Here is a 24944-nt window from a genome sequence, read left to right as displayed (position 1 = left end):
GGCCAGCCTACGTCGCGGGGCGCGCCCCGGAGCCCACGCCCGGCCTCAGGTGTCGTCGCCGGGCGGGGAGATCTCGCCGTCGGCGGAGAACCGGGCACCGGTCTTCGGGAAGTCCGACCGGGACAGGTCGCGGACCAGGCCCAGGCCGCGCTTCTGGCCGTCCATGGTCGGCTTCCCCTCACCGTTCATGTACGTCGGAACGAACTCCCCGCCCGCCCAACTGCCGTCGGCGGCCAGTGACACCTTGAGGATCCCGCCCCAGCCGAGTCGTCCGTTGTTGCTGAGTGTCCCGCCGCCACCGGCGAAGTTGCCGAGGCTGTACGCGATCAGGCGCCCCTGGTAGAACTCCAGCCCGCGCAGCACGTGCGGGCCGTGTCCGACGATCAGGTCGGCGCCCGCGTCGATCATGGCGTGGGAGAACTTGACCGGATCACCCCGGTTCTCGCCGAGGAACATCTCCGTTCCGGGCCGGACCCGGGTCTTGTCCGCGCCCTCGCCGCCCATGTGCACCTGCACGACCACCAGGTCCGCCATCCGGTCGGCCTTCTCGACGACCTTCTTCGCCTTCTTGATGTCGATCAGGCTGTTCGACCAGGCGTACGACGAGAAGCCGGCGACGGCCACCCTGACGCCCTCGACCTCGGCGACGGTGATCTGGTCCGGCGCGCCGGTGTGCTGGAGGTCGTACTTCTCCAGCGCCTCCTGGGTGTTCCGGTAGCCGGCCCGGCCGTAGTCGTACCCGTGGTTGTTGGCCTGGTTGAGCAGTTCGAAGCCGGCGTCGGCGAGGTGTTTGGCGTAGGACGGCGGGGCGCGGAACTGGTGGCAGTTGCTGGAGCCGGGGCCGCACTTGCCGGTTCCGGTGTCATCGGTGAGCGGTTCCTCGAGGTTCCCCATCACCAGGTCGGCGGCGAGCGCCTTCTGCACCGAGTTGAAGAAGCCCTTGCCGCCGTTCGCCGGCAGCCGGCCGGGCGCGTTACCCAGCACGATGTCCCCGGTGGCGGACATCGTGATGACCTTGGGCTCGGGTTCACCGGTCGGTGACGGCCCGGTCGAGGGGGAGCCGTCGGTTCCGGTCGCGCCGGCCGGTCCGGTGGTCCTGTCGTCCGCCATGTCGACTATCGCCACCCCGGCGACGCCGACGCCGAGCAGCACCGCGAGGACCGCGGTCACGATCAGCAGCGTCTGCCGGCCGGACCGCCGTCGCTTGCGACGGGGCCGCGGCGTGGGCGGATCGGTGTCGTACATCGCCCGCCGACGTTACCGTCGGGCGGCCGGGCGGGCGACAGCCGTCAGGCCAGCTTTCCGCCGCCGATCTGGTTGCCGTCCCCGGTCAGGGCCGCCCACCGTCGAGGCCGCCCCTGGTCAGGGCTGCGGCCGACACGGGACGGACCGGCCGCGACTCGGCCCGGGGCGACGCCGCTCGGGGGCGGACCGGCTGGACGTCAGCCCGGGGCGACACCGGCCCGCCGGGCCGGCTGGTCGGACCAGGGCACGCAGGGGGTGGCGCCGCCGGTCCGGACCGCCCGGCAGGCGGCCCGGGCGAGCGGGGCACCCCAGCGCGAGCGCGGTCCGCCGTACGGGGCGACGGGGCCGTCGGGCGGGCAGAGCAGGGTCACCGAGTCGGTGGGCGTACCGGTGCCGGGCAGGCCCAGCTCCCGGAGTGCCTGGACCTTCGCCTCGGTCACCGTGGCGACGGCGTTGACCAGGGCGGCCTCGCTCAGGCGTACGGGCAGCAGCGCGACGATGTTGACGGTCCCGACCGGCCGTGCCGGTTCGGCGTCCACCGCCCCGACCTCGTCGGCCTCGGCAGGCTCACCGGCCTCGGCGGCCCAGATCGGGGTACCGAGCCCCACCGTGGCCCAGACCCGGACATCCTGGTCGACGGCGCTCACCCGCTCGGTCACGTCCACCCCGGTGAGCAGTCCGACGCCGGGTCCGCGCAGGTCGAGCTGGTCGGCCAGGGCTGTCAGGTGGGCGTCCGGGTCGTCCCGCCGGTACGTCATCGGCACGGTCGCGTTGACCACCCACTGCCGTACGCCGATCCCGCCGCCGAGCGGCCCGGAACTGATCGCCAGCGCCGGGCTGGCGAGTCGCCAGACCAGCAGCGGAATGTCCCACCCGTCCTCAAGACGGTGGGTGAGTACCGGCTCGGCCCACATCCGGTCGACCCTACGAGACGTCCCGACGCTGTCCCGGGCCCACCCGGCCGACACCGGTTTCGCCCTGAACGGGCACGTATTCCCTGCTCAATACGTCGACGTCGGGTTCGCGACGGATCAAGATTCCAGGGGTGCAGCTCCGATTACTCTTCACATGCGCCTAGACTTGGCGGCGCGCGGCGGATCACGACCGGGAACTCAACCGGGGGCAGGCGGCCCGCGTAGGCGGAGGTGGCGCGATGGACGAGGTATTGGCCCGCAGCGGAATCTTCCAGGGTGTCGACCCGGAGGCTGCCGAGGCGCTCGCCAAGGACATGGAGACGATCGAGTTCCGTAAGGGCGAGATCGTCTTCAACGAGGGCGAGCCGGGCGACAGTCTTTATATTGTGCTCAGCGGCAAGATCAAGGTTGGTCGGCGGGCTGCCGACGGCCGGCAGAACCTGATCGCCGTGATGGGCCCGTCGGACATGGTCGGTGAGCTGTCGCTCTTCGACCCGGGTCCGCGTACGGCGACCGCCACCGCGGTGATCGACACCCGGCTGGCCCGACTGCGCAAGCAGGCGTTGCGGCCGTGGCTGAACAACCGGCCGGAGATCGCCGAGCAGCTGCTCCGGGTGCTCGCCCGCAGGCTGCGCCGGACGAACGACAACCTGGCCGACCTGATCTTCACCGACGTTCCGGGCCGGGTGGCGAAGAACCTGCTCCAGATGGCGGGCCGGTTCGGCACCCGGGACGGCGGCGTACTCCGGGTCACCCACGACCTGACCCAGGAGGAGATCGCCCAACTCGTCGGCGCCTCCCGGGAGACCGTCAACAAGGCGCTGGCCGATTTCGCCTCGCGTGGCTGGCTCCGGCTGGACGGCAAGAGCATCATCATCCTCGACCCGGAGCGGCTGGCCCGGCGCGCCCGGGTCTGACCCGTACGTCACGCAGCCGCCGCTGCCTGCTGTCCCGCTGCCGACCGGTCCTCCGTCAGGAACCGGTCGGCAGCGGCGTGTCCGGGGCCCGGGCCGCCCGGCTCCCCATCCGGATCACGGCCGCGACGCCGACGCGTCGAGGGCGCCGACCCGGACCGGAAGTTGCAGGCATGGCGGGTGCGGCTCCACGTGTGGCCAGGTGCAGGCCGGATGTTCGTGTCCGACGACCCAGACCCAGCAACCAGACTCGTCGTGGCGGGTGACGTTGCGGTGGATCCGGCTCAGGGTCAGCTGAACGCACGCCCCGACCGGCAGCGTGGCGCCGTGTGACCAGTCGGCGGGGGCCAGCCGCAGCAGGCTGCCCTCAGGCAGGTCGGGAATCACGACCTCGGGCTTGATTACCGGTGGTCGTTCGTCGGCCATCACCGGCTCCGGAAGCGGTGCCAGCACCGGCTGTTCCAGCCCACGGTGCCGTGTCCGTCGTCGTACCGCTGGAGACGGGCCAGATCGAGGACCCGCTGCCGGGCAGCCTCCGCCTCGGCGGCGTCCTGTTCGCGGGCGGCCTGTTCGCCTTGCGCGGCGAGTCTCTGACGGCGGGTACGCCATCCGATCCACAGCTTCATCCCCGGATCTCCATTCGGCTGACGGGTTCGGCGGCCGTGCCCGGAGCAGCAGACACCGCCATCGGGGCAGGCGGTGTGGGACCGGAAGGGGAACCGGGTCCCACACCGCCTGCGGATGGGCACGGTGCGCAGGGCCTACCGCTTGCCGACGAAAGGTCCTACCGCCGTCTCCGGTTCGGGAACACGAAAGCTCCGCAGAGCACCAGGAGTGAAAACTGGCTTAAGCCAGTTGACCAGAGATGAACGTCTCCGTCAATAGGTGGCTTGAGCCAGTTGGGCTAGGCTGTGCGAGGGAACTTCACAGGAGGCGGCGAATCCACATGGGCCAGGCAGCGAACTCTGACAGGCAGCCCCCAAGTAGGCGTGTCGCTGACGAGTTGCGTGCCGCCATCACAAGCGGCGACCTGCCGGCGGGCAGAAAACTGCCCTCGGAACGAGAACTCGCCGCTCAGTACGGGATCGCCCGCAACACCGCCCGAGAAGCCATCGCGATCCTTCAACGCGAAGGTCTGGCGATCAGCCAGCACGGACGCGGCGCGTTCGTGCGGAGCCGACCGCCGCTGATGCGTCTCGGCGCCAACAGGTACTCGCGAAGGTTGCGCGAGGAGACCGGCGTCTCCCCGTTCCGGATCGAGGTGACCAAGCAGGGTCGGACGCCACGAACCGAATGTCGCTCGGTCACCCGAGAGCTGCCACCGGCCGATGTGGCTCAGCGACTCGGAGTCGATCCACAAGCGAGTACGGTGGTCCGCCGCGAGAACTGGTACTTCGCCGACGACGAACCCGTACAGGTGGGCGTTACGTACATCCCGGAGGCAGTCGCCGGCACCTCACCACTGGCCAGCGAGCAGGTACTCGGCCGTGGAAGCATCTACGCCCGGTTCGAGGACCTCGGCTACGTCATCAGCCGAATCCGGGAGGAGATTTCCGCCCGGATGCCGAGCCGCGACGAGACGGAGGGACTCCAGATCCCGCCCGGCGTACCTGTCATCGAGGTGTTGCACACCAGCCTCGACGACAAGCAGCGGCCCTTTGAGGTGACCCGCTTCGTCATGCGGGCCGATCTCAACGGGCTCGACTACGAAATGCCGGTTGAGGACTGAGGGAGCCGGGATGCGGCGCGGCAGTGTGCTCCGGCTGGGGCTGCTCGCCCTGCTCTGGGGCTCGGGCTTCCTCTGGATCAAGCTGTCGCTGCAGGGCTTCGCCCCGGTGCAGATCGTGCTCGTCCGCCTGGTCCTCGGTGCGGCCGTACTGATGCCGATCGCGCTGGCCCGGGGGCTGCGTCCGCCGACCGACCGCCGGACCTGGCTGCATCTCGCGATCGCCGCCCTGGTCGCCACGGTCATCCCGTACACCCTTGTCGGGTACGGCGAACGTACCGTCGGTTCGAACGTCGCCGGGGTGCTCAACGCGACCACGCCGGTGTGGACGGTCCTGATCGCCTTCCTCGCCGGCACCGACCGGGTGACCGGTCTCCGGCGTGGGCTCGGCATCGTGCTCGGCTCCGCCGGAACCGTGCTCATCTTCTCGCCGTGGCAGTCGGCCGGTGAGATCGCGAGCTGGGGCGGCCTCGCCTGCCTGGTCGCCTCCGCCAGCTACGGCGTCAGCTACGTCTACCAGGGCCGGTTCCTCACCAACCGGGGGATTCCGCCGATCATGCTCGCGGCGTGTCAGCTCGCGGTCGGAGCCGTACTGATCGGGTTCGCCGTGCCGGTCGGCGGGCTGACGGCGCCGACCTGGCGTACCGACGCGGTGGTGAGTCTGCTGGTCCTCGGGGTGCTCGGCACCGGTGTCGCGTACCTGTTGAACTACCGGCTGATCACCGACGAGGGGCCGACGACGGCCTCGACCACCACCTACCTGCTGCCGGTTGTCGCGGTGGTGCTCGGCGCCCTGGTGGTGAACGAGCCGACCACCCTGCCGATGCTCGGCGGGATGCTGCTGGTGCTCGCCGGGGTGGCGCTGGCCCGGTCGAACAGCCGGGACGCGCCGGCCACCGTCCGGCGGCACCGGGCGGTACGCCGACCCGGTAATGTCCGGAGTGGAGTTGGTCGGGGTACGGGGTGACCGGCGACCCGGCCACCCCGGGCACTCACTCGCCGTCGAGTTCGACGTCGATGCCGATGTCCTCCAACGCGTCCTCGAGATCGTCCAGAGCTTCCTGGATCTCCTCCACCGGGTCGTCCATTTTGTTGCCCTGCCCCTCGGTCAAGAGCGATGAGTCAACTTCACAAAAGCGTGAAGTAGCGCACAAAGTACTATCCACGCATAACAGCGTCAACAAACCTGGCACGAATCCTCTTCGAATTACCGACTGCGGAACGACCCCTATCGGCAAGTTGCGGGTCCGGCTCTTGGCGACCATCGCCTGCCTCGCTCTCCTCGCGTCGCCCGCATGGGCGCAACCCGAGGGGGCCGTCGAGGCCATCATCATCGTGACCGGCGGACCGCCGGGCAGCAGTTGCCCGCCGCCGGGCAGCACCCCCGGCTGCACCTCGACCACCACCGTGGTCGAGCGGTCGATCACGCTCACCGACCTGACCCCGGAGTTCGCGCTGACCGGCATCCCGGGCGACACCCTGCAGCAGGAGGGCGTTGTGATGATGACCGTGACCAGCAACAGCCGGTGACGATCCCGCTCACCGTCACCACCGGCGGGTACGTCGCCACCCTGCACTACGTGGCGATGGCCCGGTGAGCGGCGGACGTGGTGCGGTCGACGGGGGTCAGTTCGTGGCGGGTGGGATGCGGCAGGCGGCGTCGACCCGGTTGACCGGCCGTACCCGCCGGCCCAGCCCTTCCAGCAGCGAGTCCTCGACGTGGAAGCCCCACACCCGCAGCCGGTACCGGGGGAGCTCACCCTCGGTGGGGCAGAGCACCTGGGCCTCGATCCGCTCGACCGAGACGTACCGCACCCCGCCCCGTTCCTGCAGGATCACCGCGTGGACGTCGTCAACGGTGATGACGTGACCACGGATATCCTCGCTCCCGCCGTCAGGCTCGGTCCCGCCGTCAGGCTCGGTCCCGCTGTCGGGCACGACACCGCGCTCCGGACCGGTACCGCGCTCCGGGCCGGTGTCGTCGTCGGGCTCGCCGGGTACGGCGGTTCCGCCGGTCCGGACCGTGGTCACGGTCAGCGGCAGCACCGGGGTCGTGATCACCGGTAACGCCGCCCAGCAGAGCGTGACCAGCACCGCCAGCTGGGTCGTCATCGCCACCGGTCGGGCCACCGCCGCCGGGATCGGCCCGGCGACAAGAAGCGCGAGCAGCGGTGGTGCCGCGATCACCAGTACCGCGAAATACTCCCGCTGTGTCCACCCGGCACCCAGCGTCGGCGCCATCAGCACCCCGTACCCGGCCAGCAGGGTGAGCAGCCCGAGCGCCCGGGGAATCCGTCGGTCCTCCACCGTCGCCGGGGAGAGTTGGAACGCGGCGGCGAACGCCGGCAACAGCAGCGGCAGGTAGAGGATCGGCCAGGTGGCGAGCGCGATCCCGAAACAGGCGATCACCGCCCAGTGCGGCGTCATCCGCCGCCACCGGGCGAAGAGCGGCGGACGGCGCCCGATCCGGTGGGTCGGCGCGGCCTCGGCGCTGACCGCCAGCGTGCCGCCGATTGCGAAGATCGCCACCAGGCCGGCGGAGACCAGTCGGGCCGCCGTGGTGACCAGCGCGGCGGCGAGGTTGACCGGGTTGACGTTGGCCACCAGCAGCAGCGTGGTCTGCAGCTCACCGCCCGCCTCCACCCCGAGTCGGAGGACGGAGAAGAGCGCCGGTACGCCGACCGCCAGGGTCCAGAACGACTGGCTCGCCCGGGACCGCTGATCCGTCGGATCCGCTGCGGGGGCTCCACCGCCGGGTTCGGCACCCTTTCCGACGTACGTCGTCGGCAGGTCACCGTCCCCGTCCGGCGGCAGGTCCGGGTCCGTATCCCGCCCGGTCCGGGCCGCCGTGGGCGTACCCGTCGGTGCTGAACCTCCAGATGCCGGAACGCCCGGCCGGACCGTCAGCGGCGCGGACGACGGCTGCGCCGGCTCGGACGCGACGGCGGCCGGCCCGCGTACGGCGGCATCCTCCCGGCCCGCCGTGCTCATCTCGGCGGCGCCTTCTCGTCGAAGTCCACCAGGTCGGGCACGTCCAGCGGCGGCGGCTGCTCCCGGTCCGCGCCGAGCCACGGCCCGAGATGCTTGTGGTACGCGGCCAGCCACGGGCTGGTCCGGCCCTTCCGCCCCTCCAGGTAGCTCTTCTGCAGGAAGTACGCGACCAGGTCGCGTAGTGCCGGATCGCTGATCGGCACCCCGACGCCGAGCTGTTCACTGGTGCCGAACGGCATGTCGACCATGCGGAGCTGGGTCGGGTGCTGGGCGAGGAAGCCGGCCAGGATGGTCTCGTCCGAGCTGACCGCGTCGTAGCGACCCGCCAGGATCCCGTCCACACAGTCCCCGACGTTCTTGACAACCAGCGCCTTGACCTCGTGCCGGCCGAGTTCCGCCTCGCTTGTCGAACCGCCGCTGGTGCAGACCCGGTACCTCGGGTCGCGCAGGTCCTCGATGGTCCGGATGGCGTCCCGGTGCTTGTTGTGGATCATCACCTCCTGGGTGGTGACCAGGTACGGGCCGGCGAAGCTGACCAGCTTCTGCCGATCCTCGGTGATCGAGAAGCTCGCCACCACGATGTCGACCTGGCCGCTCTGCAGCGCGGGGACGCGGTCCTCGGTGTCGAGCGCCTTGAACTCGATCCGCTCGTCGCCGGCATAGCCGAGCGAGGCGGCGATGTAGCGGGCGATCTCGATGTCGAAGCCGACGTGCCTGCCGTCCTCCAGTCCGCCCATCAGCGGTTCGAAGGTGGCCACCCCGATCTTCAGTTTGCTCTGGCCGTAGATGTGCGACTCCCGGAGCTTGTCCTGGACGGAGACGCCCGGATCCCGGCCGTCGCAGCCGGCGCCGGCGGCGAGCAGCAGGGTGAGGACAACCGCGAGGGTACGGCCGAACACCTGGACCCGGCCCCGGTGTGTTTCGTCGCGCATCGTCGGCCTCCGGAGGAGGGAGTAGCGAGCGCTCAGCGTAGCCGATCAGGTCCACTGTGGTAACCGCGCGGAACGGTGGACCGCGCCCCGACCCCCGCCGGCGCGGGGCGGACCGGGCCGTCAGCCGGCGACAGGGCGGCCGGCCGGGGCTCAGCCCTGGGCGAGGGTCGGGCCGCCGAGTGCGTTGACCCCCTTGCCGGCCAGACACCGGAAGGTCCGGTCGGTCCCCCCGGCCGGCGACGGCAGCACCTCGAACCGCCACCCGTCGACCTCGATCAAAGTGGTGGTCAGCCGGAACACGTACGGGCTGCAGATCTCCTGCACGTCCGGATGCTGCTTCACCGTGGCGTGGTCGGCCGGGTCGAGGCCCGCCGGCAGTTCACCCAACGCGTACGTCTCCCAGGTGTGCCGGCCCTCGCAGGACTGTGTCCGGACCTCCGCCCGCCCCCGCTGCACCCGCACCGGTCCGAAGCACTCCGGCTCTGCCGGACAGCTGACTCCGGAGGGGAGCGGGGCGAGGCAGCCGCGCAACGCGCCGATCTTGGCACTGCGAGACGGGCCGGGGTTGACCGGAGTGGCACTGCTGCTGCGCCCGCCCCCGTTCGGCGACGGACCGGACCCGGTTCGGTGGGCGACGTACCAGGAACCGCCGGCGATGGTGGCGACCAGGATCAGGGCGCCCAGGCTGCCCAGGAACCAGTACAGGTGTCGGCGACGGCCGGAGTGCGGAACCGTCGGATGCGGGTCGGTCCGGGGCCCGACCGTCCAGGGAGGCGGCGGGGTGTAGGCGCTGGACAGGTAGACCTTCGGCGGGGCGCCGCCCGAGGTGGGTGCCGCCGGGGCCGGCGCGCCGGAGGTGGGGGTGTGGGCGGGACGCGGGCCCGGTACGCCCGCCGGACCGGCCACGGCCACCCCGCCCGGCCCGGTTGCCCCGGCGGCGGGCGCACCGTTCGACGTCGCTCCGGTCAGCCCGGCGGCCGGCGGACCGACACCGCCGGGCACCGTCCCAGCCGGCATCGTCCCAGCCGGCATCGTCCCGGCGGGGACACCGGAGACCGGGGTGCCGGGCACCGGGCCCGGGGAGACCGGCACGGCCGCGACCACGCCGGAGATCGGGGGTACCCCGGTCTCCGGGAAGTCGAGGGAGACCATCGCGAGCAGGTCCCGCAGCTGGGCCGCGCTGGGCCGGTCGGCCGGGTCGTTCGCCATCCCGTAGCGGAGCAGGTCCAACAGCCGGCTCGGCACACCCGGCAGCTCCGGGATCGGCTCGGCGAAGAGTTCCATCAGGGTGAGCAGACCGGGGTTGCGGTCGGCCTGCCAGCGCGGCGGTTTGCCGTACATCACCGCGTAGAGGGTGGCGCAGAGCGCGTACACGTCGACGGCCGGCGAGGGCGGGCTGTGCCGGAACATCTCCGGTGGCGCGTACGCCGGGGTGAGCACCTCCAGGGTGATCGCGGAGTCCCGGACCTCGGCCAGGACGGCCAGCCCGAAGTCGGCCAGGGTCGCGTCGTTGAACCGGGAGTAGAGGATGTTGGCGGGCTTGACGTCCCGGTGCAGCACCCCGAACTGGTGGGCGTCGGCGAGCGCGTCGGCGATCTTCACTCCGACGTCACGGGCTTCGGCCGCGCTCAGCGGGGAGGTACGCATCCGGTCCGCGAACGACCCGTCGCAGAGTTCCATGATCAGATAGGGGTGCCGGTCCTGGGTGACCCCGACATCGAAGAGGTCGACCACGTGCGGGTGGGACGACATCCGGGCCGCTGCCCGCGCCTCCCGGAGAAATCGTCGCTGGTCGCGCTCGTCGTCCAGAGTACGGTTCTCGATCTTGACCGCTACCTCCCGCCCGACGGACTGTTGGGTGGCCCGGAACACGGTGGCGTAACCACCTCGGGCAATCACCTGCAAGTCGGTCAGACCCGGCACAACAGGCAGGGGCAGCGCGCCTCGTGGAGTGTCGGTCACAGAGTCGAAAATACCGAAGACATGAGACGATTCAGCCCCCTGAAGCGGTGGCTGTTACCGGCTGGTTGCCATTCCGAGTCCGGTCGAGCCACAGCCCGACCCCGGTGGCGACCGCCCCGAGCCCCTCCCAGACCGCCACCCCGAGGAACCGCAACGGCGCCGTCCCGGTCACCACCAGCACAGTGAAGACGGTGAACGTCACCAGCCGGAAGACCACCGTGAACCGGAAGAAGGGCCGCCAGTCCATGGTCGCGGCGAGCAGGTAGTAGACGCCCATGTTGAACGACGCCATCGACGAGGCGGTGACGAACGTCCGGGTGTAGTCACCGGTCGCCCGCTCGGCGGAACCGAGCACCTCGAAACCGAGCAGTCCGAGCAGCACCTCGGGGCGGATCAGACCGACGGCACCGAGCAGCACCGCCAACCCGCCGAAGACGGCGATCGTCCATGCCGCGACCGAGCGGGGCAGCCTCATCGTGCGGATCCTCCGGTGCAGCAGCACCCGCCCCCGGTGGACGGAAGTGGATCTAGGCTAGCGCCTGACCCGGCTGCGCGGTATCCCGCAGATCGAACGATCCGGTCCCGTGCGCGGTCGCCACCTCGTCGCGTACGCCCCCAGCACGACGGGGATCGCCGCCACCGGTCCGCTGCCGGACGACCCGTACCGGGTTCCGCTCGCCGACCGCCCCCGACACCGTCGCCCCGTCCGGGCCGGAGACCGATCCGGTGTCCGCACCGGACACCGCCCCGACCACATCGGACAACGCCGTCCTGGCGTCGGCCGCACCGACCAGGCGGGCCCGCAGCGCCGTCACCCGGCTCCGCTCACTGGCCTGCTCCGTCGCGTACGCCAACCGGACCGCCTCCTCGGCGGCGGTCACCGCCGCCCCCGGCTCACCGGCCGCGGCCAGCGCCTCGGCCAGCACCTCGGTCGCGACAACCTGACTGCGGATGTCCTCCCCCGACGCGTCGACCGCCCGCCGGGCCCAGTCCAGTGCCGCCTCGGTCCGCCCGTCGGCGAGCAGCGCGGCCGCGTACCGGGCCAGGATCTGGCGGCGGGAGAAGAGCACCGACGGCAGCGCGTCCGAGACCACGATCGGTTCGAGCAGGCGTACCGCCGCCGCGGCGTCGCCCTCGGCCAACCGACTCTCGGCGAGCAGCACCTGGGGCCCGAGCTGGATCAGCGCCATCGGGGTGTGCGGCTCGACGGCCGCCAACACCGCCTCGGCGTCCCGGCCGGCCGCGGCCGGGTCACCCCGGTCCAGCGCGACAACTCCACGCAACGTACCGGCCAGACCGGTGAGCAGCGGATGGGAGGTACGTCGGGCGTACGCGAGCGCGTCGGTCAACAGGTCGGCGGCGTGTTCCGGCTCGCCCAGCCCCCGGGCCACCGCCCCCCGGACGACCAGCGCGAAACCCCGCCCCCAGTCGTCGGAGGCGGCGGCGAAGTCCCGGTACGCCCGCCGCGCCTCCCGGTCGGCCTCGGCCAGTTCACCCAGCTCGGCGGCGGCGAACGCCTCCACGGCCCGCAACGTGCCGACCGCCCAGGCGTCGCCGACCCGTTCGCCGAGCGGCAGGAAGACCCGGGCCAGTCGGCGGGCCTCGGCGAGCCGGCCGGCGAGCAGCCGGGCGAAGGCGGTGGTGCCGCGCAGCCACGCCTCGCCGACCGGGTCGTCGATCTCGGCGAAGAGCTGCGCCGCCCGGTCCAGCACCGCGTCGGTGCCGGCGAAGTCGCCCCGGGTGGTGGTCACCCAGGCCAGGTTCTGCAACGACCACGCCTGCCCACGCGGATCGTCGGCGTCCAGGTTCACCTGGTACGCCCCGGCGAACCGACTGCTGGCCTGGCCGAGTCGACCGGCGACGAAGTCCGCCATGCCGAGCCGGCGCATCGCCGAGGCCCGGGGGCCGGGCAGGTCCGCCTCGGTGGCCACCCGCAGCGCCTCCTGCCAGATCTGCACCGCACGCGTCCGGTCGCCCTGGGCCCGGTACGCCTGTCCGAGCACCAGCAGCGCCCCGGCCCGTACGGCCGCGTCGTCCCCGGCGTTCGCGCAGATCTTCTCGGCCAGGGTGAGCGCGTCGGCGATCCGGCCCACCTGGAGCAGTGCCCGGGCGTGGACCAGGCGGGCACCGCCGGGCACGGCGGCACCGGCGAGCCGGTCGGCCCGCTCGGCGTACTCGACGGCCTGCAGCGGCTCGCCCACGGCGAGGGACCGCCGGGCGGACCGGTTGAGCGCGGCCATACCGAGCGGGGCCACCTTCCGGGCCGTCGCGTCGGTCGGCAGGTTGATCACGTCGGCGAGCGCGGTGGCCCGCTCGGTATGCTCGGCGATGAACGCGTCCCGGGCCGCCTCCGGCAGCACCGCCGGGGTGACGCCGCCCCGGCCGGGAAGCCCGTCGGCACCGGTCGGCGCGGCCCACTCGACGAGTGCGGCGTGCCGGTCGGCGAGGTCCGCCTTGCCGATCCCGGCGTACGCCGCCTCCCGCATCAGCGGGGTCGCGAAGAGGTAACCGTCGCGGTTGCGGTGCAGCATGCGACGTTGGAGCAGTTCCTCGACGGCCCGTTCGAGTTCCACCGCGACGACGGCCGACGGCCGGCCCTCCCGGCCGGCCCGCCGCTCGCGCAGCGCCTCGAGCGCGCCGGCCGGGACGGTGTCGCCGATGACGGCCGCGTCCCGCAGCGCCGCTCGCGCGTCCGGCGGCAGGGCGTCGATCCGGGCCGCCAGCACGGCGGCGAGGTCCCGGGAGAGCAGTCGGCTGCCGAGCGAGCCGGGCACCAGCCGCCAGACGGTGCCGGGTGCCGGGCCGACGGCCGGCCCCGGTTCCGCGCCCGGCGGTCGGGTGGTCGGGGCGGTCTGGCGGACCGCCCGGCCGGCCGGCGGCGCCTCGGTCGGGGCGACGGCGGAACCGGAAGCGGTACCGAGGGCGGCAGCGGAGGCGCGGGCGCCGACGGAACCGACCCGGGCGGGCTCCAGCACCGTGGTGAGCGCGCCGCGTTCCATCAGCAGCGTGACCAGTTCGGCGAGGTAGAACGGGTTTCCCTGGGCGGTGGCGAGCAGCCGGTCCACGTCGTTCTGCGGCAGCCGCCCGCCACCGAGGTACGTGGTGAGCAGCCGGGCCGCGTCGGCACCCCGCAGCGGCGGCAGCGCGTGCACCTCCGCGTCCGCGACGCGGGTCAGCGCACCGGCCGCCCGGACCAGTTCGGGACGGCCGAGCAGCAGTACGAGCACCGGACCGGTCAGCCGGGACAGGGTCACGCCGAGCGCGTCGACGGTCTCCGGGGTGGCGTTGTGCAGGTCGTCGACGATGACCGCCAGTGGGGTCTCCGCGGCGAGCGCGCTGAGCAGTTCGGCGACGGCGCCCGGGATCGCGTCGGCGGCGGCCACGGCCTCGCCCGCCGACCACTCCGCCGGGCCGGCCGGCACGGTGCCGGTCGCCGACGGCAGTTCGGCGTAGCCGAGCAGGGCGAGCAGCAGGTCGACGGCGACCGGCGGCGGGTCGGGCCGGTGCCGGGCCAACCGCTGGCCGAGCCGGCGCAGCCGCTCCTCGACAACCGAACGGGTCAACGCGGTCGCCGGCCCGTCGGGCAGGCCGACCGCGGCCCGGACCAGGTCGGCCAGCGGACCCAGCCGACGTCGTTCGCCGAACGCCGCGCACTTCACCGAGAGGACCCGGGCGCCGGTGTGGGTGGCGTACCGGCCGGCGCCGACGTCGTATCCGGTGGCGAGTCGTTCGACCTCGGCGGCGAACCGGGACTTGCCGATCCCCGCCTCGGCGGTCATCAGCAGCACCCGGGGTTCCCCCTGGTCGATGACCTCGGCGAGTCGGCCGGCGACCCGACCGATCTCGGTCTCCCGACCGACGAACGGCGCCTCGTCGCCGAGCCCGGAGCGGGTGCCGGGGGCGTCCAGCAGACCGAGCAGCTCGTACGCCTCGACCGGCTCGCGTTTGCCCTTGAGTCGCAGCGGCCGGAGCTGCCGCCAGGAGGCGACCCGTCGGGTCGCGGCGGCGGTCCGGGCCCCGGCGTAGACGGCGCCGATCGCGGCGGCGTCGGCGAGCCGGGCGGCGGTGTTGACGGTGTCGCCGATGACGGTGTACTCGATGGCGGCCTGGATCCCGGCGACCACGTCGCCGGTGTTGAGCCCGACCCGCAGACCGAGCGGGGCTCCGCCACCGCGCTCGTCGTCGAGCACCCGGCGGACCGCACGCTGCATGGAGAGGGCGGCCCGGACGGCGCGCTCGGCGTCGTCCTCGTGGGCGACCGGGGCGCCGAAGACCGCCATGATCCCGTCGCCGGTCAGCTTGTCGACGTGGCCGCCGAAGGTCTTCACCGCGCCGGCGAGGGCGGCCAGGACCCGGTCGGTGACGGTGCTGACCCGCTCGGGGTCGAGATCCTCCGACCAGGAGGTAAAGTCGGACAAATCGCCGAAGAGGACCGTAACGACGCGTCGTTCCGCTTGCGGCAGGGTCGCGGCGGCCGGCAGCGCGACTCCGCAGTTGTGGCAGAACCGCGCGCCGGGCACGGCGACGGTTCCACACACCGGGCAGGTCACGCTGGGTCCAACCCACCCGCCCCGGGGCGGGATTCCCGATTCACCTGATCGGCTTGCCGGTTCGGCCGATCAGACCGGTGATCCGCACGGTCGAGGTAGGCGAGCTGGGCCTGGACGGACCACTCCGCCGCCGGCCAGAGCGCCCGGTCCACGTCCGCGTAGACCGTGGCCACCACCTCGGCGGCGGTCCCCGCCCCGGCCGCGACCGCCTGCCGGACCTGGTCGAGTCGGGCCTGCCGGTGGGCCAGGTAGAACCGCGCCGCCGCCGCGCAGTCGGCCAGCGCCGGGCCGTGTCCCGGCAGCGCCGGAACCTCCTCGTACGCGGTCAACGCGGTCAGGCTGCCGAGATAGTCGCCGAGGTCGCCGTCCGGATGGGCGACCACGGTGGTCCCCCGGCCGAGGATCGTGTCCCCGGTGCAGACCACCCGCTCGTCGGCCGACTCGACCAGGAAACAGAGCGAGTCGGCGGTGTGCCCCGGCGTGACCAGGGCCCGTACCGACAGGCCGGCGATCTCCACCACCCCGCCGACCATCGCCGCGGCTGACCCGGCCGGCCCCTCCGCCAGCCCCGGCGCCCCGGCGCCCGCCCGCGCCCCGTCGAAGGTCAACCGCGCGGCACCGGTCAGCGTCAGGAACCGCTCCAGCCCCTCGCCGTGGTCGGGGTGCCCGTGGGTGAGCAGCACACCGAGCACCGGGCCACGCGCCGCCACCGCCGCCAGATGGCCCTCGTCCAACGGCCCCGGGTCGACGACCACCACCCCGCCCGCACCGGGGAGGCCCAGCACCCAGGTGTTGGTGCCGTCCAGGGTCATCGGCCCCGGATTGGGTGCCCTGACCAGGGCCGCCCAGCCCGGTAGCTGGGCGGCCAACGCCGCCGCCGGTGCGGTCACATGCCCGGTCACGGTTGTAAGGGTACGACCGGCAGCTGACAGCGCCATGTCGTACGCCTGACCGACGGTCAGGCGACCTCGACGATGACCTCGATCTCGACCGGTGCGCCCAGCGGCAGTTCGGCCACCCCGACCGCGCTCCGGGCGTGCCGGCCCGCCTCGCCGAAAACCGTGCCGAAGAGTTCGGAGGCGCCGTTCACCACGCTCGGCTGGCCGGTGAAGCCCTCCGCCGAGGCGACGAACCCGGTCACCTTGACGATCTTCACCACGCTCTCCAGGCCGACCAGAGCGTCGATCGCGGCCAGCGCGTTGAGCGCGCAGCGGGCGGCGAGGTCCTTCGCCTGCTCGGCGGAGACCCCGGCGCCCACCTTGCCGGTGGCCAGCAGCTTCCCCTCGGCCAGCGGCAACTGGCCGGAGACGTACACGTGGCGGCCGGACTGCACCGCCGGTACGTAGTCGGCCAGCGGTGGTACGACCTCGGGCAGGACCAGACCGAGCTCGGCGAGCTTGCCGTGCGGTCCGGTGGTCACGACTTGACCCGCTTGAGGTACGCGACCAGCTGCTCCGGGTTCGGTCCGGGCACCACGGCCACCAGCTCCCAGCCGTCCTCACCCCAGTTGTCGAGGATCTGCTTGGTCGCGTGCACCAGCAGCGGCACCGTGGCGTACTCCCACTTCTGCATAACTAGAGGTCTCCCTCGGTCTCGGGCTTTTCGGCGACAGCCTACGGGCTGGTCCGACGGCCGACGTACGGCTACCGGCAGGCCCGCCGCCAGGCGTACGTCGGCGTCGGGCCTCGCGGCCGGGCGCTACCCTCGCCGCATCGGCCCCACTATGCTCTTCCGCCACACTGAACGCAGCATGCCAGCCCGTCACATGGCCCGCCGGGGCCGACCGTGCGCACCGGCGTAGCCAGGTCCGTCGTCGATTGGGGACGTCATGACGCAACCGCCCACGGGTGACGAGACGGCGACCGCCACGAACCCGGACACGCCCGAGCCGTCGTCCGGTCAGACGCCCGCCGCGCCGGAACCCCGCAGCGCGACGACGTCACCGGTCGACCCCGGGCCGCTCCCGGACCCGGCCCCGGCCCCGGACCCGGACCCGGACCCGGAACCCGGGCCGACCGCAGTCAGCCAGGACCCGACCACCCCCGTCCCCGGGCCGGCGACACCGGTGGGTTTCCCGGTCGCCCCCGGACACCCTGTACCGCCCGGTCAGTTCGGCGTGGGCTACCCGCCGCCGCCCGGTCAGCCCCCGTTCGGAGCGGTACCGACCCCGCCGAAGAAGCGACGCACCCTGCTCATCGTGTCGATCGTCCTGGCCGCGACCCTGCTGCTCTGCGTCGGCGGCGGGGTCTCCGCCTTCCTGGTGATCCGCAACGTGGAGAACGGTGAGGGCGCCGCAGATCCGGTGGCCGCGGTGGACGGCTTCCTGGAGGCCGTCTACACCGACCAGAACGCCGAGAAGGCGGCCAGCCTGGTCTGCGCCGAGGCCCGGGACAGCGGGCAGATCGAGGCGAAGATCGAGGAGGTGGCGGGCTACGCGCGGACGTACGACAGTCCGCGGTTCCGGTGGGTCGAGCCCAGGCTCGACGAACGCAACGCCGAACGCGCTCTCGTCTCCACCACCCTGACCATGGTGACCGGCGACGAGCGGGCGGTGGAACAGCAGCTCAGGTTCATCGTGGTCGAGAAGACCGGCTGGTGGGTCTGCGACGTCAACTGATCACCGCCGCCCGGCGGGCGCGGCCTCGCCGACGGGATCGGTGCCCGGCCGGGTCAACTACCCTCGAAGGGTGCGAGGGAGCGAAGATTTGGTCGACCCGGTCGGCGCCGACCAGGGCGGCGCCGGGTGGCCCGCCCGGCTGCACGTGATCACCGGCAAGGGTGGGACCGGCAAGACGACCGTCGCCGCCGCCCTCGCCCTCGCCCTGGCCCGGGGTGGCCGCCGTACGCTGCTGGTCGAGGTGGAGAGCCGGCAGGGCATCGCCCAGCTGTTCGGGACCGATCCGCTGCCGTACGAGGAGCGGACGATCGCCACCGCCCGGGGCGGGGGTGAGGTCCGGGCGCTGGCCGTCGACCCCGAGGAGGCTCTCCTCGAATACCTGGACATGTTCTACAAGCTCGGCGCCGCCGGTCGGGCCCTGCGAAAGCTCGGCGCGATCGATTTCGCCACCACGATCGCGCCCGGCCTGCGTGACGTCCTGCTCACCGGCAAGGTCAAGGAGGCCACCACCCGGACGGTCAACCAGCGCCGGGTGTACGACGCGGTGGTGCTGGACGCCCCGCCCACCGGCCGGATCGGCCGGTTCCTGAACGTCACCGCGGAGACCGCCCGGTTGGCCAAGGTCGGCCCGATCAAGACCCAGAGCGAGGGGGTCGCGGCGCTGCTCCGGTCGCCGATGACCGCCGTACACGTGGTGACGCTGTTGGAGGAGATGCCGGTCCAGGAGACGATCGACGCGATCGCCGACCTCGACAAGCTGGGCATTCCGGTCGGGCGGCTGATCCTGAACGCGACCCGTCCGGCGCTGCTCGCCGGCAAGGTCACCCAGGCGGAGCTGCGGCGTGGCCTGGCCGCCGCAGGTCTGCCGGCCGACCGGGCGGCCGTCGCCGGGTTGCACGCCGAGGCCCGCGACCAGGCCGTCCGCCGTGATCTTGAGGAGTCGCTCCGGGCCGACCTGGTCGAGCTGGGCCGCCCCCTGGTACGCCTGCCGCTGCTGGCCGAGGGAGTCGACCGCGCCGGGCTGGAGGTCATCGGGGACAGTCTGCTGACCGGCTCCTCCTGAGCGGGGTCAGGAAGAGCACTTCCGCACCATCGGCTACCGCCTGGGCGATAACCGGGGGGCCTTTCCCTACACCCAACGGGTGGGAGGTAGCCGACTGACTCACACCTGAGCGCCAGCAGGCCGTCCGGGCCGCGCGGTCCCGATACGCTCGTTTCGTGCGTTCCGATCACCCGGCGGCGGAGTCGGCGACCTCAAGCGCCGCTGACCTGGACATCGACCGGATCCTCGCCGACCCCGGCGTACGGATCGTGGTCTGCTGCGGCGCGGGCGGGGTCGGCAAGACCACCACGGCGGCGGCGCTGGCGCTGCGGGCGGCGGAACGGCACGGTCGACGCACGGTGGTGCTGACCATCGACCCGGCCCGACGGTTGGCCCAGTCGCTGGGGCTGACCGAACTGGACAACACGCCGCGCCAGGTCAAGGGGATCGACGCCGAGGCCAGCGGCGGCGAACTGCACGCCATGATGCTGGACATGAAGCGGACCTTCGACGACGTGGTGCTCGCGCACACCGATCCGGCGAAGGCGGCGGAGATCTTCGCCAACCCCTTCTACCAGGCGATGAGTTCCACCTTCGCCGGTACGCAGGAGTACATGGCGATGGAGAAGCTGGGGCAGCTGCACGCCCGGGACGAGTGGGACCTGATCGTGGTCGACACCCCGCCGTCCCGGTCCGCGCTGGACTTCCTGGACGCGCCGGCCCGGCTCTCCCGGTTTCTGGACGGTCGGATGCTGCGGCTGCTGCTCGCCCCGGCGCGCAGCGGTGGCCGGAGCATGTTCAGCCTGGTCACCGCCTCGTTCGGGATGTTCTCCCGGGTGGTGCAGAAGGTGCTCGGCGCGCAGTTGCTCACTGACCTGTCCGGTTTCGTCGCGGCGCTCGACTCGATGTTCGGCGGTTTCCGGCAGCGGGCGGAGCAGACGTACCGGGTGCTGCAGGCTCGGGAGACGGCGTTCCTGCTGGTCGCGGTCCCGGAGCCGGACGCGATCCGGGAGGCGGCCTATTTCGCCGGCCGGCTGGGTGAGGAGCGGATGCCGCTGGTCGGCCTGGTGTTGAACCGGGTGCACCAGACCGCGCCGGGGACGCCGGCCGCGGCGGAGAGTCTGGCCGCCGCCGACCACCTCGCCGAACTGGGCGGCCACGAGGCGACGGTGGAGACGCTGCGGGCGCACGCGGCCCTGGCCCAGCAGGCGGCCCGGGAGCGCCGGGTGGCCCGGGTCTTCACCGACGCGTTTCCGGCGGTGCCGACGGCGGCGGTCACGGCACAGCCCGCCGACGTCCACGACGTCGACGGGCTACGCACGATCGGTGCCGCGATCAGCCACCGCTGAGCCGCGACCGGCCCCTCGCGAGCCACGATCAGCCCCTCGCCGGCTGGTACGGCGGCGGCGCCGTCAGCCGGCGTTGACGAGGACCTTGTCCTTGTTCTTCATCGCCGCCTCGAACATTTTCCGCCAGCTGGCCACGTTGGGGTGGCGACGCAGCAGTGCCCGGCGTTCCCGCTCGGTCATGCCACCCCACACCCCGAACTCGATGCGGTTGTCGAGCGCGTCGGCCAGGCACTCGTACCGCACCGGGCAGCTGCGGCAGATCCGTTTCGCCACGTTCTGTTCGGCACCCTGTACGAACAGCGCGTCCGGGTCACCGTTCTGACAAGCCGCCAATGTGGGCCAGTCTGTGATCATGCCCATCTGTTTCTGTCCCCCCTTGCTGTCCCGCTACCGACCAGAGCCGGTCAGCCGGCGATAACCCCCCGGCCACCCGTGCCGCCCTCCCCCCGGGCACCACGGACGACGTGCGATTCTCTCGCTCGACCATCATGCTCTGTAGTCAACTGATTACGCAACGTTGTCAGCCAAATCCATCAACCCGGACGGTCCGTGATGCTCTGTCCGGCAATCCGGCCCTGACTACCCGGCGACGATCCTGGAAAACGCTGCGAAGACTCGTCTGATGGAGGAGACTTGGCAGCGGAAGCCCGCAACCGCACACCAGGGGTCGTGCGTTTAGCACAACGAGGTCGGCGCCCGCAGGAAATGGGGAAAGTACGCCGGAGGCGACCTCGGTGCAGATTCACGTACCCTGTCGAGGTGACCTGGATGCGGAAGCGTGACCACAATGTCTTCACCAACGCCGCGTCGCTGCTGATCTGCGGACTACTGGCCGGCGTGGTGGTCGCCGCGGCCGCCTTCCCCGCGGTGGCGATGTCCGGCCTGGCGGCGAAGGCAGGCGCGGAGACGTTCGACAAGCTCCCCACCGAGCTGACCGTCAAGAAGGCGCCCCAGATCAGCTACCTGTACGCGTCGGACGGCAAGACGCCGCTGGCCACCATGTACGACGAGAACCGCCGCGACGTGCCGCTCAAGGACGTCAACCCCTTCGTGGGCAAGGCGTTGATCGCCGCCGAGGACAAGCGGTTCTACGAGCACAACGGCGTCGACATGAGCGGCGTCGCCCGGGCGTTCGTGGCCAACCAGAACGCCGGCGTCACCCAGCAGGGCGCCTCGACGTTGACGATGCAGTACGTCCGGCTCAGCATCGCCTACTCCGCCACCCACCCGCAGGACGTGGTGGCGGCGACCGAGGACACCAGCGCCCGGAAGCTGCGCGAGATGCGGTACGCCCTGCAGCTCGACGCGGACCTCAGCAAGGACCAGATCCTGGAGGGCTACCTGAACATCGCCCCGTTCGGCAACGGGGCGTACGGCATCTTCGCCGCCAGCCAGGTCTACTTCGGAAAGCACCCGAAGGACCTGAAGCTCGAAGAGGCGGCGATGCTGGCCGGCATGGTCAAGGCGCCCTCGGACAACGACCCGACCACCAAGAGCGGCTACCCGGAGGCACTGAACCGGCGCAACTGGGTCATCGGCGAGATGGTCAAGACCGGCGCCATCACCCCGGAGGAGGCCGCCAAGGCCATCGCCACCAAACTGGTGGTCAAGGACAAGCGGACCCCGAACGGCTGCGTCGCGACCAACAAGAACGACTGGGGCTTCTTCTGCGACTACTTCTACCGCTGGTGGATGCAGCAGCCGACCTTCGGCACCACCCAGTACGACCGGGAGCGGCGGCTGAAGAGCGGCGGCTACAGCATCGTCACCACCCTTGACGCGAAGGTACAGAACGCGGCCAAGAAGGCCGTCGAGCGCAACGTCAAGACCGGCAAGAAGGAAGCCATGATGGTGGCGGCCGTCGAGCCGGGCACCGGGCGGGTACGGGCGCTGGCGGTGAACCGCAACTACAAGCTCGACGACCCGGACAAGCCGAAGAACAAGATCTCCACCAACCCGGCGAAGGCGCGGAAGGGAATCCGGGGCACCTACCCGAACACCACCAACCCGCTGCTCACCGGCGGTGGGGACATCACCGGCTACCAGGCCGGCTCGACGTTCAAGATCTTCACGATCGTGGCGGCGCTGGAGGCGGGCTACCCGCTGGCGTACTCGATCGACTCGCCGGTGCAGTACAAGTCGAACTACCCGGTGGAGTTCAACTCCCCTGCCGCCTGCCGGGGCACCAGCCGGTACTGCCCGACGAACGCCAGTGCGAGCATGGCCGGCCGGCACAACATGTGGGGCGCGTTCGGCAGGTCGGTGAACACCTACTTCGTACCGCTGCAGGAGCGGGTCGGTGCGGACAAGGTGGTCGACGCGGCGGAGCGGATGGGTATCCGGTTCCGGGCCAGCAACGACGCCGACTTCGCCAGCAACAAGCAGTACGCCAAGCAGTGGGGCGCGTTCACCCTCGGCGTCTCCCAGACGACTCCGCTGGACCTGGCGAACGCGTACGCCACGCTCGCCGCGGACGGCAAGTACTGCGAGCCGATCCCGGTGCAGCAGATCCGCGACCAGGAGGGCAACAAGCTCGACGTCGCCAACCCGCGCTGCCAGCAGAACCTCAAGACCGAGGTGGCCCGGGCCGCCGTCGACGCCGCCCGCTGCCCGGTCGGCGACCAGGCCCAGAGCGGTCGGTGCACCGGCGCCACGGCGCCGAACGTCCGGGGCGCGGTCGGCAAGCCGGTCGCCGGCAAGACCGGTACCACCGACAGCGAGAAGAGCGCCGCCATGGTGGTGATGACCAAGCAGCTCTCGGTCGCCGGCATCCTGACCGACCCGGACTGGCCCGAGACCACCCAGAACATGGGCCACAACGAGCCGGGCGGTGTGAACCACGCCGTCTACCAGACGCTGCGGGACGCCATGAAGGACAAGAAGGCGATCCAGTTCACTCCGCCGAGCGGCAAGATCGTCAACGGTGACCAGCGGGTGATCCCGACCGTGACCTGCCAGTCCATCGACACCGCCCGGTCCCGGCTGCGCGGCGCCGGCTTCGAGGTCGAGGTCTCCGGCAACCGGGTCGACTCCCGCTGCCCGGCCGGAACCGCGGCCGGCACCAGCCCGGACGGCCGCACCATCAAGGGCGGTGCGGTGACGATCCTGGTCAGCAACGGCCAGGGCGGCGGTGACGGCCCCGGAGGCGACGGCCCCGGTGGTCCGGGCGGTCCCGGCGGTCCGGGCGGTACGCGACCGCCGGGCCGCTGACCCGCCGACTCACCCTCCGGTACGACAGAAGGGCGGGCACTCCCAGCCGGGGGTGCCCGCCCTCGTCGTCTGGCGGAACGGGTACGACTATCCGGCGCCGAGCTGTCGACGTACCTCGGCGGCGACCCGGCCCCCCTCGGCCCGGCCGGCCACCGCGGCCTGGGCCGCCTTCATCGCCGGGCCCATCTGCCGCTGCTCGGTGAAGCCGCCGGCGGTCAGCGCCCCGGCGACCAGCTCGGCCAACTCCTCGTCGGAGAGCTGCTTCGGCAGGTAGCGGTCCAGCACCTCACCCTCGGCCCGCTCCCGCTCCGCCTGCTCGGCCCGGCCGGCGTCGGCGAAGGCGGCGGCCGCCTCCCGGCGCTTCTTCGACTCCTTGGTCAGCACCGTCCGCACCTCCTCGTCGGAGAGCTCCCGCTTCGCCTTACCGGCGACCTCGGCGTTGCCGATCGCCGCCAGCGCCATTCGCAGGGTGGAGGTGGTCAGCTCGTCACGGGCCTTCAGCGCGGTACGCATGTCGGTGGTCAGGAGGTCCTTCAAGGTGCTCATGGAGGGTCAAACTACCCTGAGCACCATGCGAAAGCGCACAGTATTACGGTTGGCCGCCGGAGCCGTCGTCGCGGGCGGGGCCACGCTGGCGTACGCCTCGCTCATCGAGCGCAACCTCTTCACCCTGCGCCGGTACGACGTACCCGTACTCGGCACCGACGCCGAACCGCTGCGCATCCTGCACCTGTCGGACCTGCACATGATGCCGGACCAGCGCCGCAAACAGGCCTGGGTGGCCGCGCTCGCCGGCACCGACCCGGACCTGGTGGTGGTGACCGGGGACAACCTGGCCCACCCGGAGGCGGTCCCCGGGGCGCTGCGGGCGCTGCAGCCGCTGCTCGACTTCCCGGGGGCCTTCGTCTTCGGCTCCAACGACTACCGGGGCCCGGTCTGGAAAAATCCGTTCAGCTACCTGCTGCCCGACCGGGAGTACGTCCAGGGCGTCGACCTGCCCTTCGAGGACCTGCGGGAGGTGCTGGTCGGGTCCGGCTGGGCCGACCTGAACAACGCCCGTACGTCGATCAAGGCGGGCGGCCGGACCATCGAGCTGGTCGGCGTCGACGACCCACACATCGAGCGGGACGACTACGCTGCCGTCGCCGGACCGGTGGACGCCGCCGCCGACCTGGCGATCGGGATCAGCCACTCGCCGGAGCCGAGGGTGCTGGACAAGATGGCGGCCGACGGCTTCACGCTGCTGCTCGCCGGGCACACCCACGGCGGTCAGGTCCGGGTGCCGCTCGTCGGCGCCCTGACGACCAACTGCGACCTGCCCCGGTCGATGGCCCGGGGCCTGCACCGCTGGCCGGAGTCGGACTCCTGGCTGCACGTCTCGGCCGGGCTCGGCACCCACCCGACCGCCCCGGTCCGGTTCGCCTGCCGGCCCGAGGCGTCGCTGCTGACCCTGATCCCCCGCTGATCTCCCGCTATACAACCGGCCCTGATC

22 protein-coding genes and 1 pseudogene are annotated in these 24944 nt (G+C 72.0%); 9 read left to right on the top strand and 14 right to left on the bottom strand.

The window, feature by feature from the left end; translation table 11 throughout:
* Positions 1–45: 45 nt before the first annotated feature.
* Entirely contained in the window at positions 46–1245 is a 1200-nt protein-coding gene (locus ABGB05_RS02470; protein ID WP_347651461.1) for a CapA family protein, read from the bottom strand.
* 197 nt (positions 1246–1442) lie between these two features.
* The gene (locus ABGB05_RS02465; protein WP_347651460.1) at positions 1443–2159 is read right to left on the bottom strand and encodes an adenosylcobinamide amidohydrolase; all 717 of its coding nucleotides are present in this window, start codon (positions 2157–2159) and stop codon (positions 1443–1445) included.
* A 239-nt stretch (positions 2160–2398) separates the two neighbouring features.
* Here ABGB05_RS02465 and ABGB05_RS02460 point away from each other — a divergent pair, with 239 nt between their 5' ends.
* Positions 2399–3076, top strand: coding sequence for a Crp/Fnr family transcriptional regulator (locus tag ABGB05_RS02460; RefSeq protein WP_347651459.1), 678 nt, complete (start codon positions 2399–2401; stop codon positions 3074–3076).
* Positions 3077–3190: 114 nt separating this feature from the next.
* Here the strand turns inward: ABGB05_RS02460 and ABGB05_RS02455 are convergent, their stop codons facing one another.
* Together ABGB05_RS02455 and ABGB05_RS02450 are read right to left on the bottom strand one after the other, a co-directional pair.
* Entirely contained in the window at positions 3191–3499 is a 309-nt protein-coding gene (locus tag ABGB05_RS02455) for a hypothetical protein (protein ID WP_347651458.1), read from the bottom strand.
* The gene (locus ABGB05_RS02450) at positions 3499–3699 is read right to left on the bottom strand and encodes a hypothetical protein (protein WP_347651457.1); all 201 of its coding nucleotides are present in this window, start codon (positions 3697–3699) and stop codon (positions 3499–3501) included. The genes ABGB05_RS02455 and ABGB05_RS02450 overlap by 1 nt, the downstream gene beginning before the upstream one ends.
* A gap of 320 nt (positions 3700–4019) precedes the next feature.
* Here ABGB05_RS02450 and ABGB05_RS02445 point away from each other — a divergent pair, with 320 nt between their 5' ends.
* The 3 genes from ABGB05_RS02445 (at position 4020) to ABGB05_RS02435 (ending at position 6329) form a co-directional block, all read left to right on the top strand.
* A complete protein-coding gene (locus ABGB05_RS02445) occupies positions 4020–4802 on the top strand; it encodes a GntR family transcriptional regulator (protein ID WP_347651456.1) in 783 nt (260 codons plus the stop codon).
* Between the two features lie 10 nt (positions 4803–4812).
* Entirely contained in the window at positions 4813–5766 is a 954-nt protein-coding gene (locus ABGB05_RS02440) for a DMT family transporter (RefSeq protein ID WP_347651455.1), read from the top strand.
* 272 nt (positions 5767–6038) lie between these two features.
* Entirely contained in the window at positions 6039–6329 is a 291-nt protein-coding gene (locus ABGB05_RS02435; RefSeq protein WP_347651454.1) for a hypothetical protein, read from the top strand.
* A 96-nt stretch (positions 6330–6425) separates the two neighbouring features.
* On the opposite strand, the gene ABGB05_RS02430 is transcribed toward ABGB05_RS02435, so the two are convergent.
* From ABGB05_RS02430 to ABGB05_RS02395, 8 genes and pseudogenes are all read right to left on the bottom strand, one after another.
* Positions 6426–7790: a hypothetical protein gene (locus ABGB05_RS02430; RefSeq protein WP_347651453.1), complete on the bottom strand. Its 1365-nt coding sequence runs from the start codon at positions 7788–7790 to the stop codon at positions 6426–6428.
* Positions 7787–8722 carry a transporter substrate-binding domain-containing protein gene (locus tag ABGB05_RS02425; RefSeq protein WP_347651452.1) on the bottom strand — a complete coding sequence of 312 codons (936 nt, stop codon included), beginning with the start codon at positions 8720–8722 and terminating at the stop codon, positions 7787–7789. The genes ABGB05_RS02430 and ABGB05_RS02425 overlap by 4 nt, the downstream gene beginning before the upstream one ends.
* 150 nt (positions 8723–8872) lie before the next feature.
* On the bottom strand, positions 8873–10645 hold the full coding sequence (locus ABGB05_RS02420; protein ID WP_347651677.1) for a protein kinase: 1773 nt from the start codon (positions 10643–10645) through the stop codon (positions 8873–8875).
* A gap of 70 nt (positions 10646–10715) precedes the next feature.
* A complete protein-coding gene (locus ABGB05_RS02415) occupies positions 10716–11159 on the bottom strand; it encodes a hypothetical protein (RefSeq protein ID WP_347651451.1) in 444 nt (147 codons plus the stop codon).
* Between the two features lie 775 nt (positions 11160–11934).
* Positions 11935–15234: pseudogene (locus tag ABGB05_RS02410) on the bottom strand (adenylate/guanylate cyclase domain-containing protein); the annotation flags it as partial.
* Positions 15231–16136: an MBL fold metallo-hydrolase gene (locus tag ABGB05_RS02405; RefSeq protein ID WP_347651450.1), complete on the bottom strand. Its 906-nt coding sequence runs from the start codon at positions 16134–16136 to the stop codon at positions 15231–15233. The gene ABGB05_RS02405 and the pseudogene ABGB05_RS02410, both read right to left, overlap by 4 nt.
* Positions 16137–16192: 56 nt before the next feature.
* Positions 16193–16654: a RidA family protein gene (locus ABGB05_RS02400; protein ID WP_347651449.1), complete on the bottom strand. Its 462-nt coding sequence runs from the start codon at positions 16652–16654 to the stop codon at positions 16193–16195.
* Positions 16651–16806 (bottom strand): hypothetical protein, encoded by a 156-nt coding sequence (locus tag ABGB05_RS02395; protein WP_347651448.1) that lies wholly within the window; start codon positions 16804–16806, stop codon positions 16651–16653. Before ABGB05_RS02395 ends, ABGB05_RS02400 begins: the two co-directional genes overlap by 4 nt.
* Positions 16807–17062: 256 nt before the next feature.
* Between ABGB05_RS02395 and ABGB05_RS02390 the strand changes: the two genes are divergently transcribed.
* From ABGB05_RS02390 to ABGB05_RS02380, 3 genes are all read left to right on the top strand, one after another.
* Positions 17063–17851 carry a hypothetical protein gene (locus tag ABGB05_RS02390; RefSeq protein ID WP_347651447.1) on the top strand — a complete coding sequence of 263 codons (789 nt, stop codon included), beginning with the start codon at positions 17063–17065 and terminating at the stop codon, positions 17849–17851.
* Positions 17852–17939: 88 nt separating this feature from the next.
* A complete protein-coding gene (locus ABGB05_RS02385; protein WP_347651676.1) occupies positions 17940–18914 on the top strand; it encodes an ArsA-related P-loop ATPase in 975 nt (324 codons plus the stop codon).
* A gap of 155 nt (positions 18915–19069) precedes the next feature.
* Complete coding sequence (locus ABGB05_RS02380; protein WP_347651446.1) at positions 19070–20242, top strand: ArsA-related P-loop ATPase; 1173 nt, start codon at positions 19070–19072, stop codon at positions 20240–20242.
* 63 nt (positions 20243–20305) lie between these two features.
* Here ABGB05_RS02380 and ABGB05_RS02375 read toward each other — a convergent pair whose 3' ends face one another.
* Positions 20306–20602, bottom strand: a complete 297-nt coding sequence (locus ABGB05_RS02375; RefSeq protein ID WP_347651445.1) for a WhiB family transcriptional regulator — start codon at positions 20600–20602, stop codon at positions 20306–20308.
* 408 nt (positions 20603–21010) lie between these two features.
* Between ABGB05_RS02375 and ABGB05_RS02370 the strand changes: the two genes are divergently transcribed.
* Positions 21011–23452 carry a transglycosylase domain-containing protein gene (locus tag ABGB05_RS02370; RefSeq protein WP_347651444.1) on the top strand — a complete coding sequence of 814 codons (2442 nt, stop codon included), beginning with the start codon at positions 21011–21013 and terminating at the stop codon, positions 23450–23452.
* A gap of 87 nt (positions 23453–23539) precedes the next feature.
* On the opposite strand, the gene ABGB05_RS02365 is transcribed toward ABGB05_RS02370, so the two are convergent.
* Positions 23540–23998 (bottom strand): GatB/YqeY domain-containing protein, encoded by a 459-nt coding sequence (locus ABGB05_RS02365; RefSeq protein WP_347651443.1) that lies wholly within the window; start codon positions 23996–23998, stop codon positions 23540–23542.
* 25 nt (positions 23999–24023) lie between these two features.
* On the opposite strand from ABGB05_RS02365, the gene ABGB05_RS02360 reads away from it, so the two are divergent.
* Positions 24024–24917, top strand: coding sequence for a metallophosphoesterase (locus tag ABGB05_RS02360; protein WP_347651442.1), 894 nt, complete (start codon positions 24024–24026; stop codon positions 24915–24917).
* Positions 24918–24944 lie beyond the last annotated feature (27 nt).

The sequence above is a fragment of the Plantactinospora sp. B5E13 genome, from assembly GCF_039871775.1.
Taxonomy (GTDB): Bacteria; Actinomycetota; Actinomycetes; order Mycobacteriales; family Micromonosporaceae; genus Plantactinospora.
This window is presented reverse-complemented; position numbering and strand designations above follow the sequence as displayed.